An 11,441-nucleotide genomic window follows, 5' to 3' on the forward strand; every position below is an offset into this window, starting at 1 on the left:
AAGACCTCACTCAGGAACGAAAGCCTCCGGAATCGCTCGTTGCAAGAGAGTCGCCCGCTTGTACACGGCCTGCATGAAAACGCTCGCATTACGCGATGGCGGTGCAAAACGCGAATAGACGAAGTGCGCTGTCAAGTCGATAGCTTCACGCAGCGGGCGAATGACCAGCGCACTTCCCGTCGTAGCGAAATTATCGACGATCGTCACGCCAAGGCCGCCTTCCACGAGGGCGAGCGCCTGGTCCGCACGCATCACGTCGATCGTCGATTTGAGCTCAACGCCGGCTTGCTGACAGGCTTGCGCGATCACCGTTCCGAAAGGAATATCGCGCTTGAACAGCACGACGGGCTCTTCCGCCAGATCCGCGAGCGAGACTTCCTGTTGAGCCTCCAGCCTGTGCCCCTTCGGCATGGCGCAGACCATGCTCCCGTACATGAACGGCACGTTTTCCAGGTGCTCATGCAGCACCGGCATGGCGGCGATGGCGACCTCCGCTTCCTTGCTCAGCAACTCCATCGGCATGTCGGCCATCAGCGTGGTCTGCCAGCTTACGGTCAGCGCAGGGAGCTTTCTCTTGAGTTCGACGAGCGCCGGCGCGACCACGCTCATCGCCAGCGACGCGCTGCACGACACCCGGAGCAGACTCGACGGTCCGAGCGCAAGCGCGTGAGCGAACTCGTCCACGCGCACCGCCGCCTGATAGACCTGCTCGACTTCCCTGAAAAGCGCATGCGCTTCCGCCGTCGGCACCAGACGGCCTTTCGAGCGCTCGAACAGGCGCAAGCCGAGCGTCGTCTCGACATGGGACACGAGCTTGCTCACGGCGGGCTGTGAGACGAAAAGCAGCTTCGACGCCGCGTTGACCGACCCGGTCAGCATGACCGCGCGAAAAACCTCCATGTGGCGAAGTTTGAACCGCATTGCAGCCGCCCCGACGATTAACCAAAAGTTATACGTTAGCGGACTTTCGGCATACGACAAAGCGGGCGTTAGTCCCTAGTATCGGTTCAAACGAATTCACCCTCTCACGGAGACAGGAAAGATGAACCAGCTGGACTTGCAGGATCGCCTATGCGTCGTCACCGGAGGGTCCGGCGCGATCGGCTATGCGATCGCGGAACGATTCGTCGCTTCCGGCGCGAAAGTCGTGCTTTGGGATATCGACGGCGCGGCCGCTCATGCGGCAGCCGAGAACGTTCGTGCTGTTTCGTCGGCTCAGGTCGATGTGACGGACGCCGCCAGCGTTGCCGCCGCGGCACAGTCTGCCGCCGAACGCTTCGGCTCCATCGACGTTCTGATCAACGCGGCGGGCATCAACGGCCCGATCGGCCCCGTCCAAACGTATGCGATAGACGCGTGGCGGCAGGTCATCGATATCAACCTCACGGGCGTGTTCATCTGCTGCCGCGAAGTGCTGCCGTACCTGCGCCGTGCGCGGCATGGACGTATCGTCAACCTGTCGTCGGTCGGCGGCAAGGAAGGCAATCCCAATCAGGGCGCCTACGGCGCGTCGAAAGCCGGGGTGATCGCCCTGACCAAATCGCTGAGCAAGGAGCTCGCGGACACGGACATTCGCGTCAATTGCGTCACGCCCGCCGCCATCGAATCGGACATGCTGCGCAACATGACCGCCGATGCGCGCAGCTTCGTGCTCGCGAAGATTCCGCTCGGGCGCGCGGGCCGTCCCGACGAAGTCGCGTCGATGGTCGCCTGGCTCGCAACGGAAGAGTGCTCGTTCACGACGGGCGCCACATTCGATCTGACGGGCGGCCGTGCCACGTACTGACCGCCGGGACACGATCCAATGAACAGGCTTTCCCTTGCTCATCTCACCGTGCTCGATGTCGGGCCGCCACATCTGATTCCGCTCGCCGCGCAAGCCGGCTTTCGAGCCGTCGGCATCCGCTTGTGTTCTCCCATGCCCGGTGGAATTGCGTATCCGCTGCGCGCGGGCTCGCCCGAGTTGCGCGCCACCCAGCGTCTCATGGAAGCGCACGATGTCGTGGTGTCCGACATCGAAGTGGTTCGCATCGCCGCGAATACGCGCGTCGACGACTACGCGCCTGCGTTCGAGGCAGGCGCGGAACTCGGCGCACGGCGCGTCGGCATCAATATCGACGATCCGGAGCGCGCACGCGCGATCGACTGTCTGGGCTCGCTATGCGATCTCGCCCGGCCGTTCGGACTCGCGCTCGACATCGAATTCATGATCTGGCGCCCGGTCGCCCGGCTCGAAGACGCGGTCGATATCGTCAAGGCGGTCGGCAAGGACAACGCTTTCGTGCTGATCGATGCGCTACATCTGATCCGCTCGGGCGGCACCGTCGAAGCGGTCGCGGCGCTCGACCCCGCGCTGATCGGCAGCGTCCAGCTTTGCGATGCGCCGATCGAATCGCCGCCGCCTTCAGCGATCATCGACGAGGCACGCGGAAATCGGCTCTTGCCCGGCGAAGGCAACCTGCCCTTGCTGGCCTTGCTCGCTGCATTGCCCAAGGACGTGCCGCTATCGGTGGAAGTGCCGCTCGCCCACGAACCGCATTCGGCCAAACGGGCGGCCCTCCTTCGACAGGCCACCGACCAGCTGCTACAGGACAGTGCCCGGCCCCTGATCTGAACTTGCAAACACATATACGGAGACAAACACGACGACGAACACAATACAAGACAGCGCCGCACTCGCGGATGCACCTGCCGACAGCCGGCGGCAGGCCAGGAAAGCCGCCATCGCCGGATGGATCGGCAGTGCGCTCGAGTACTACGACTTCTTCATTTACGGTACGGTGGCCGCCCTCGTCTTTCCGCGCATCTTCTTTCCGCCGGGCGACATGGCTGCCGCAACTCTTGCATCGATGGCAACCTTCGGTGTCGCCTATGCGGCCCGTCCCCTCGGCTCGTTCCTGATGGGGCATTACGGCGATCGTCTGGGCCGAAAAGTCGTGATGGTCGGCACCTTGCTTTTGATGGGCGTATCGACGTTTCTTGTCGGCTGCCTCCCGAGCTATCAGAGCGCAGGGCTTCTCGCGCCCGCGCTGCTCGTCGTGTTGCGTATTCTGCAAGGCATATCGGCGGCTGGCGAACAGGCCGGTGCGAATTCGATGTCGTTCGAACACGCTCCCGCGCACCGTCGCGGCTATTACACGAGCTGGACGTTGAGCGGAACGCAAGGCGGTCAGGTGCTTGCGCCAGCAGTCGTACTGCCGCTTGCCGCCTTGCTGTCGGAAGATCAATTGCTCTCGTGGGGCTGGCGGGTGCCGTTCTGGTTGAGCGCGGCGGTTGTCGTCGTCGGCTTCATCGTACGTTCGCGACTCGACGAAACACCGGCTTTCCAGAGCGAGGCGTCGCACGGCGAAGTTCCGCCGGCACCGCTCAAGACGCTCCTGACGACGTACCGAAAGGAACTGCTGCAAGTGTTCTTCGCGGCCCTGGTCGCATCCATCGGGACGACGTTTGCCGTGTTCGCGTTGTCGTTCTCGCGCACGATGGAGCACCATGTCAGCACGTCGACCATGCTGTGGACGGCGATCATCGGCAATCTGATCGCCGTTTTCACGATCCCGGTCTATGCGACGATTTCCGATCGCATCGGGCGACGCCCGGTGTTCATCGCGGGCAACATCTTGTGCGCGATCGGCGCCGCGGTATTCCTGTGGTCAATCACGACGGGCAGCGATGCGTTGGTGCTCGTTACGGGCGTCTTTCTCGGTGGCGTCGTGTACAGCATCACGAATGCCGTCTGGCCGGCGACCTACGCCGAGCGCTTTCCCACGCAAGTGCGACTCTCGGGAATGGCAATCGGGACTCAGTTCGGTTTCGCGATCGCCGGATTTGCTCCGCTGATCGAGACGGCGCTGATCGGCAAGTTCGGCACCGCGCCCTGGGTGATGCCGGCAGTCTTCGCAGCGCTCGTGTGTCTGCTGTCCGCGGCGTCGATCTACTCGATGAGAGAAACCTACAACGTGCCGCTTGAGCGGCTTGGGAAGCACCTGGATTGAGAACGGGTCTGCAACCTTGCTTCTCATGCGTTTGAGACGCCTGAGCCTATTTTCGAGCCTTCTGGACAGTGAAAAACGGGTAGCACGGCCCTACAGTTGAGCATGGGCCATCCGGAGATTCCCGCTTATTTGGGATAGACGGTTTGCCAAGTCTATCGACATGGTCGACGCGAAAACCATGTCCTGAACCGTCGCCATTTAAGCGGGAACATCATGAGCACCATGTTAGGCAACCTGTCTTCCAGATCGAAGACATCCAGGCCCCTTGTCATCGCAGCCGTGATGGCCTCGCTCGCGATGGTCGCCATCGAAGCGACGATCGTCTCGACCGCCATGCCGCAGATCGTGACGAAACTCGGCGGACTGCATTTATATAGCTGGGTTTTCTCGTCGTTTTTGCTGACGCAGACCGCCATGACGGTGGTCTTCGGCAAGCTCGCCGATATCTTTGGCCGCAAGCGCATCATGCTGACCGGCATCGCCATTTTTCTGGTCGGATCGGTGCTGGCGGGCTTCGCCTGGTCGATGCCCGCGATGATCGTCTCCCGACTCATTCAAGGCATCGGCGCCGGTTCAATACAACCGGTCACGCTGACCATCGTCGGCGATCTCTATCCGGCAAAAGAGCGTGGCAAGGTCCAGGGTTATCTGGCCAGCGTGTGGGCGACGGCGGCGGTCCTCGGACCGATGATCGGCGGCTTTATCGTGCGCGACTTTTCGTGGGCGTGGATTTTCTGGATCAACATCCCGATAGGATTGATTTCGGCGGCGGGATTTGTCCTGTTCCTGCATGAAGACGAAAGAGATGCCCGGTCGTCGATCGATATCGGCGGTGCGGTTCTCTTCACGGTCGCCATCGCCGCGCTCATGATCGGCTTGACGAGCCTGAGTACAGCGAACTATACGCACGCGATGCTCAGCGCCAGCGTGTTCATTTCAAGCGCAGCGCTCTTTGTCTGGCAGGAACGGCGAAGCCCGGACCCGATGATCTCGTTTAGCCTGTGGGGGCATAGGCCCATTGCGATGACCAACCTCGCGACGGCCTTCTCCGGCATGGCCTTGATGGGGCTGACAACGTTCCTGCCGATGTATGTTCAGGGTGTGCTGCATCGCACGCCGGTGGTCGCAGGCTTTGCGCTAACCATGGTCATGGTGGGGTGGCCGCTGGGCGCCACGCTTTCCGCCCGCTCCTTTCACCGGTTCGATCTGCGCAAGCTGCTGATCGGTGGAAGCGCGGTGATCCCGGTTGGCGCGATGGTCTTCGTCTCGTTGACCCCGCATAGCGCACCGCTTCTGGCCGGTATCGGATCGCTGGTCATGGGCTTCGGAATGGGCGCGCTCAGCGTCACTTCACTCGTCTTCATCCAGGAGCAGGTCGACAAGTCGCAGCGCGGCAGCGCTACCGCGTCGAACCTTTTCTCGCGCAATCTTGGAAGCACACTGGGCGCGACCGTCTTCGGCGCGGTGCTCAACTACGGACTCGCTCATTCGAAGACGCTTGGCGTGGTCACGTCCGATCAACTGCGCAAGGTGATCGAGTCAGCACCGGCCAGCATGGATAGCTTTGCCGCGATTCGGTTGGCGTTGCACCATTCGGTTCATCTGACGTTCGTCGGACTCTTGATCGTCGCGTTGGCAATCGTCGTGTTCACGGTTCTCGTGCCTACGGTTACTGCGACCGGAAGCCGTGAAGCGCCTCAGCGTTGAGTGTGGGCTCGTTGTTTTATATCTCTTAACCCGAAACATCAAAGGAGTTGGCATGACCCGTCTTACTACCGCCACGCTTGAAACCGCGACTGGCGCAACCGCGGACGTATTCGCGAAGGTCAAAAAAAGCGTTGGTAAAGTTCCCAATGCATTTGCGACGATCGGCACCCACAGTCCTGACGGACTTCAGGCCATATTCGCTATCGACGCAGCGGTCACCCGAAGCGAACTGTCGAACGCGGATATCGAAACGCTCAAGCTGGTCGTCAGCGAGATTTCGGGCTGCGATTACTGTGTAGCGGCTCACGCGCTGAAAGGCAAATTCTCGGGCCTGTCGCAGGACGTCATGGCCCTGATCCTCGCAGGAAAGCCTACGGGCGACGCCAGGCGAGATGCATTGATACGTTTTGTCCAGGTTCTTGTCGAAACCCGGGGCACGCTGCCCGCTGCCGAACTCGATGCGTTTCGCGCGGCTGGCTACAGCGAACATCAGGTGATCGGCGTGTCTCTGGCGATCGCTTCCATCACGTTTGGAAACCTGGTGAACCGGATCAACGATACCGTGATCGATTTCCCGCTACCGGCTCAACTGGTGCCCGCGAACAACGAAAGCAGCCGCGGGTGACAGATCTACCGAGTCGCATTGTTCAGGCAGAAGGAGAAGGCATCTGTTTCGTCCGCGCGGTCTTCGTTACGCGCGTACGTGTCGCCGAGTTCGCGAACAGGTCGATCACCATCCCGCGTAACCATCGATTGCCTTCGTCCTGCTGGACGCGCGCATGCCAGAACAAATGAATCGGCGCGGCGGGCAACGTCGCGGGCAACGAGCGCAGGCTCAGTGAAAACGGCGCCGCCAGCTGCAATGCCAGCCGTTCCGGCACCGTGGCGATCAGATCGGTGCGTTGCAGGATATAGCCCACGCTCATGAAGTGCGGCACCGTCAGGCGCACGCGGCGCTGCACGCCCCGCTGTTTCAGCCAATCTTCCACCTGGCCGTGTCCGGTGCCCGCCGACACCACCACCAGATGCTCGGCTTCGCGCCACGCGGCGAGCGTGAGCGGCGCATCGTCGAGCGCATGGCCGCGCCTGAAAAGACACACATAGCCCTGATCGAACAGGCGGCGCTGATAGAACCCGCCCTTCAACTGCGGCAACAGGCCGATGGCGAGATCGACCCTGCCCTCGGCCATTTCGTTGCTCAGATTGACGCTCGTGTCGCGCACGGTATTGAGCGCGATGCCGGGCGCCTCGCGCGATAGCCGTTCGACGAGCGCGGGCAGAAAGACGACCTCGCCGATATCCGTCATGCCGATCGTGATCGTGCGCGTGACGCGCAGCGGATCGAAACCCGTTGCAGGATTAAGCGCGTCGCGCAGGATCGCGAGCGCCTGATCGACCGGTTCCGATAAACGCAATGCGAACGGCGTGGGCACGACGCCGCCGGGGCCACGCACGAACAGCGGATCGTGGAGCCGCCGGCGCAGTTTCGCGAGCGCGTTGCTGACGCCCGGCTGACTCATGTTCATCTGCTCGGCCACCTTCGAGACGTGCCGTTCCTGCATCAGGCGCTGAAAAAGCAGCAGCAGATTGAGATCGACTTCATCGAGATTCATGGCGCGCGTCCGGACTTATTGATTTCAGTGATGATGCTGATTCGCGCCATTTTATTGTGAAATACGCGCCCCGTACCGAGAATTCAGACACCGACTCGAACACGGAGTCGGACCACTGGAGACATCGCATGGAACGGCTGGATATGAAGATCGCGATCATCGGCGCGGGCATCGGCGGCCTTACGCTCGCGCTCGCGCTGCGGGAACACGGCATCGACGTGCAGCTTTACGAGCAGACCGACGAGCTTCGCGAGGTCGGCGCGGCAGTCGCGCTCTCGGCGAACGCGACGCGCTTTTATGAGCGCATGGGATTGCGTGCGGCCTTCGATGCGGTGTGCGCCGAAATTCCCGCGCTGATCTATCGCGATGGGCGCAGCGGCGAAGTGATCGGACAGCATCGCGGCGAACCGAGCTATCGCCAGCAGTTCGGAGGCGCGTACTGGGGCGTGCATCGCGCGGACCTGCAGGCCGTGCTGTCGAACGCGGTCGGGCTGGAACGCATCCATCTCGGTCATCGGCTGACCGATCTCGTGCAGCATGCGGATCGCGTGAGTCTGAGCTTCGCCGACGGCCAGCGCATCGACGCGGATCTGGTGATCGGCGCGGACGGTGCGCGCTCGATCACGCGCCGCTGGATGCTCGGCTACGACGACGCACTCTATTCAGGCTGCTCGGGTTTTCGTGGCGTGGTGCCGGCTGAACGCATGGATCTGCTGCCCGATCCCGAGGCCATCCAGTTCTGGGTCGGACCGCTGGGGCATCTGCTGCATTATCCGATCGGCGACAAAGGCGATCAGAACTTCCTGCTCGTCGAGCGCCATCCGTCGCCGTGGGCGTCGCGCGACTGGGTCACGCCCGCGAGCGAGGGCGAGCAGTTGCGCCTGTTCAAGCACTGGCATCCGGCGGTGGTGCAGATGATTTCGGCAGTGCCGATCAGCCAGCGCTGGGGGCTGTTTCATCGTCCGCCGCTCGGGCGCTGGAGCAAGGGGCGCGTGACGCTCATCGGCGATGCCGCGCACGCGCTCGTGCCGCATCACGGCCAGGGCGCGAATCAGTCGATCGAAGACGCCGTGGTGCTGGCCGCGCAACTGGCCAAGGCCGGCCCGGGCCGCTGGCGCGAAGCGCAGGAGGCCTACGAGCGCCTGCGCCGGGGCCGCACGCGCAAAGTGCAGTACGCCTCGATCACGACCGCCGACGTGCTGCATCTGCCGGACGGACCCGAGGCGCAGGCGCGCAACGCCCGCCTTCGCTCACGCGAGAGCCTGCTGCATCATCTGGACTGGATTCACGATTTCGACGCGCTCGCGCAAGAGCCGACGGAACGCCAGGGCGGCACCTGGCTTTGAGCCGCGCTTACCTCGCGCGAGCGCCGAGCGGGTGAGCGCGAGCCTACACGCTGCGTAGATCGAACGGCGTGTGCCGGAGCCGCTTGCCCGTCAGCCGGAACACCGCGTTCGCCACCGCGGGCGCAACCGAAGGACTCGACAACTCGCCGACGCCGCCGGGCTTCGACGCATCGCCCTGCACGATGACGATATCGATTTCCGGCATATCACTCATCCGCATCACGCGATACGAATCGAAGCTGGTCTGCTGAACGCGCCCGTGACGAATATCGATGCGATCGGCCGTTGCGTGTCCGAGTCCCCACATCAGCCCGCCGTATAGCTGCTCCTCGACGCCCCCCGGCGACACGGCCAGCCCGCAGTCGGCGACGCACGTGAGCTTCTCGATCACGATGCCGTCCTTCGTCCGCGCCACCCGCGCGATCACCGCGATATAGCTGCCGTAGGCCCGATTCGTCGCGACGCCGAGTGCGGTTCCGTGCGGGATCGGCGTGTTCCATCCGGCACGCGCGGCGGCCTCGCGCAACACGGCGGCTTGGCGCGGATCCTTCATATGCGCGAGGCGAAAATCGACGGGATCGCGATGTCCCGCATGCGCCGCTTCGTCCATGAACGACTCAACCGCGAACACGTTCGGGATATAGCTCACCGCCCGATACCAGCCGGTCGGCACGCCGGTCTCGTGACGCACCCAGCCGACATCGACGTTCGGCGCGCCATACGCGAACTCGTACTTGCTGATCGCCTCCGTGGTGCTGTAGTCCATGCGATCGGGCCGATCGAAATAACCCGGCTCCCATTGTTCCGGCGAGGCCGGCATCACGGCGCGCAATTCCAGCGCGGAGAGATTGCCTTTCGCATCGAGCACGGCGCGTCCGCGATGATGACTCGCGGCGTGATAGAACAGCGCGCGCATCTCGTCCTCGCGGCTATTCATCAGCTTGACGGGCTTGTTCGTTTGCAACGCGAGCCAGGTCACTTCGAACAGCCAGTATTTCGATTCGCGCGCGCCGAAGCTGCCGCCCGACACGCGCTCATGCAGCACGACGCGCTCCGCCGGAATATGGCCGATGACGGCGGTCGCCTCCTGCACCGTCGACGGCACCTGCAAGCCGCCCCAATACTCGATGCCGCCGTCCTTCGCCCATGCGGTCACGTTGATCGGTTCGAGCGGATTCTGCGCCTTGTACGGCATCGAATACGACGCCTGAATCACGCGCGGGGCGCGCTTGAGCAGCGCTTGCGCATCGCCGTTCGTCACGGTCGGCACGACGCGCGCTTCTTTGTCATCGAGCCATGCGGCCTGACGCGCGGAGAGATCGCGGCTGTCGAAGTTTTCGAACGGACTGTCCTCCCATTCGATGTGCAGCGCAGCCTGACCCTTGTGCGCCGACCAGTAGTCGTCGGCGAGGACGGCGACGCCCGCCTGATTGCCGCCCAGCACATCCGGACGGCCGGGAATCTGCAACACGCGCCGCACGCCGGGAATGGCCAGCGCGGCCCCGGCATCGACGCTGCGCACGCGTGCATCGATCACCGGCGCGCGCGTGACGACCGCCACCAGCATGCCGGGCAGGCGCACATCGATGCTGTACTGAAACGCGCCCGTGGTCTTCGGCGCGGCGTCGCGTTTCTTCTTCAACTTGCCGATGTACTTGAACTGCGACGGGTCTTTCAACGGCACGTCTTTCGGCGCGGGAAGGCTCGCCGCGACGACAGCGAGCGAGCCATAGCTCGCGCGCGCACCGCTCGCTTCGTCGACGACGACACAGTTGTCGGTCGAACAGGCGGAAGGCGGCACGTTCCATTGCTTCGCCGCCGCCGCGATCAGCATCGCGCGCGCGGTCGCGCCCGCGTGCCGCAAGCGATCGTATTCGAGCGACACACTCGTGCTTCCGCCCGTCGAAAACACCTTCCACAAGGGATGAATGTAGTCCGCGTAGAACGGGTCCTCCGGCGTGATGACCTCGATGCGAAACGGATCGACATCGAGCTCCTCCGCGACGAGCGCCGCGAGCGCGGTGTGCGTGCCGGTGCCCGAATCGTGCTTGTGGACGACGAGCTTGATCGTGTCGTCGGGCAGCACGCGGACCCATGCGTTGGGCTTGAACTCACCGCGTTGCGGATCAGCATCGCCGTTTTTCGCGAGCGCGTCGGGCAGATGCAATCCGATTACGAGCCCCGAAGCGAGCAACGCCGAACTTTGCTTGATGAAGCGACGCCGCGCCGCGCCATGATGATCGATACGCATCATGCCTCCGATGCCGCGCGTTTGATTGCACGGCGAATGCGCGCATACGTCCCGCAGCGGCAGATATTGCCGGACATCGCGGTGGTAATGCTCGCATCGTCGATGGCGGGCTTGCCCTTCAGAAACGCCGCCGCCTGCATCAGTTGCCCCGACTGACAGTAGCCGCACTGCGGCACGTCCTCCGCGACCCACGCGCGCTGCAACGGATGCATGCCGTCCTTCGACAAGCCTTCGATCGTCGTGACGTGTCTGCCCGCGACGGCCACGGCAGGCAGCAGACAGGCGCGCACCGCTTCGCCCTCCAGATGCACCGTGCATGCGCCGCAAAAGCCGCCGCCACAGCCGAACTTCGTGCCCGTCAGCCCGATGCGCTCGCGCAGCACCCACAAGAGCGGCATGTCTTCCGGTACATTGTCGAGCGAGTGCCGCGTGTCGTTGACGATGATTTCGATCATGCGCCGTCTCCTGAATGTCGTCGTGTTTGCGGCCATTATTGGAAGCGCTCGAAAAGAGCGCCAGCGACGATTTCTTC

10 protein-coding genes are annotated in these 11,441 nt (G+C 63.2%); 6 read left to right on the forward strand and 4 right to left on the reverse strand.

From position 1 onward, the window contains the following. Positions 1-6: 6 nt before the first annotated feature. Positions 7-921 (reverse strand): LysR family transcriptional regulator, encoded by a 915-nt coding sequence (locus AWB70_RS08010; protein ID WP_053571302.1) that lies wholly within the window; start codon positions 919-921, stop codon positions 7-9. A gap of 121 nt (positions 922-1,042) precedes the next feature. On the opposite strand from AWB70_RS08010, the gene AWB70_RS08015 reads away from it, so the two are divergent. The 5 genes from AWB70_RS08015 to AWB70_RS08035 all read left to right on the forward strand — a co-directional run bounded on the left by AWB70_RS08015 (position 1,043) and on the right by AWB70_RS08035 (position 6,324). Beyond that, on the forward strand, positions 1,043-1,786 hold the full coding sequence (locus tag AWB70_RS08015) for an SDR family oxidoreductase (RefSeq protein ID WP_053571303.1): 744 nt from the start codon (positions 1,043-1,045) through the stop codon (positions 1,784-1,786). Positions 1,787-1,804: 18 nt separating this feature from the next. Continuing rightward, a complete protein-coding gene (locus AWB70_RS08020) occupies positions 1,805-2,614 on the forward strand; it encodes a sugar phosphate isomerase/epimerase family protein (protein ID WP_063786748.1) in 810 nt (269 codons plus the stop codon). Positions 2,615-2,657: 43 nt separating this feature from the next. Further along, positions 2,658-3,992, forward strand: a complete 1,335-nt coding sequence (locus AWB70_RS08025; protein WP_053571304.1) for an MFS transporter — start codon at positions 2,658-2,660, stop codon at positions 3,990-3,992. 234 nt (positions 3,993-4,226) lie between these two features. Beyond that, positions 4,227-5,699, forward strand: coding sequence for an MDR family MFS transporter (locus tag AWB70_RS08030; protein WP_053572073.1), 1,473 nt, complete (start codon positions 4,227-4,229; stop codon positions 5,697-5,699). A gap of 52 nt (positions 5,700-5,751) precedes the next feature. Next, the gene (locus AWB70_RS08035; RefSeq protein ID WP_053571305.1) at positions 5,752-6,324 is read left to right on the forward strand and encodes a carboxymuconolactone decarboxylase family protein; all 573 of its coding nucleotides are present in this window, start codon (positions 5,752-5,754) and stop codon (positions 6,322-6,324) included. A 22-nt stretch (positions 6,325-6,346) separates the two neighbouring features. Here the strand turns inward: AWB70_RS08035 and AWB70_RS08040 are convergent, their stop codons facing one another. After that, positions 6,347-7,312, reverse strand: a complete 966-nt coding sequence (locus tag AWB70_RS08040) for a LysR family transcriptional regulator (protein ID WP_053571306.1) — start codon at positions 7,310-7,312, stop codon at positions 6,347-6,349. A 128-nt stretch (positions 7,313-7,440) separates the two neighbouring features. Here AWB70_RS08040 and AWB70_RS08045 point away from each other — a divergent pair, with 128 nt between their 5' ends. Continuing rightward, positions 7,441-8,658 carry an FAD-dependent monooxygenase gene (locus AWB70_RS08045; RefSeq protein ID WP_053571307.1) on the forward strand — a complete coding sequence of 406 codons (1,218 nt, stop codon included), beginning with the start codon at positions 7,441-7,443 and terminating at the stop codon, positions 8,656-8,658. Positions 8,659-8,701: 43 nt separating this feature from the next. Here AWB70_RS08045 and AWB70_RS08050 read toward each other — a convergent pair whose 3' ends face one another. Next, positions 8,702-10,912, reverse strand: coding sequence for a xanthine dehydrogenase family protein molybdopterin-binding subunit (locus AWB70_RS08050; protein WP_087086241.1), 2,211 nt, complete (start codon positions 10,910-10,912; stop codon positions 8,702-8,704). Beyond that, the gene (locus AWB70_RS08055) at positions 10,909-11,364 is read right to left on the reverse strand and encodes a (2Fe-2S)-binding protein (protein WP_053571309.1); all 456 of its coding nucleotides are present in this window, start codon (positions 11,362-11,364) and stop codon (positions 10,909-10,911) included. Before AWB70_RS08055 ends, AWB70_RS08050 begins: the two co-directional genes overlap by 4 nt. Positions 11,365-11,441 lie beyond the last annotated feature (77 nt).

Source organism: Caballeronia cordobensis, from assembly GCF_001544575.2.
Classification (GTDB): Bacteria; Pseudomonadota; Gammaproteobacteria; order Burkholderiales; family Burkholderiaceae; genus Caballeronia; species Caballeronia cordobensis.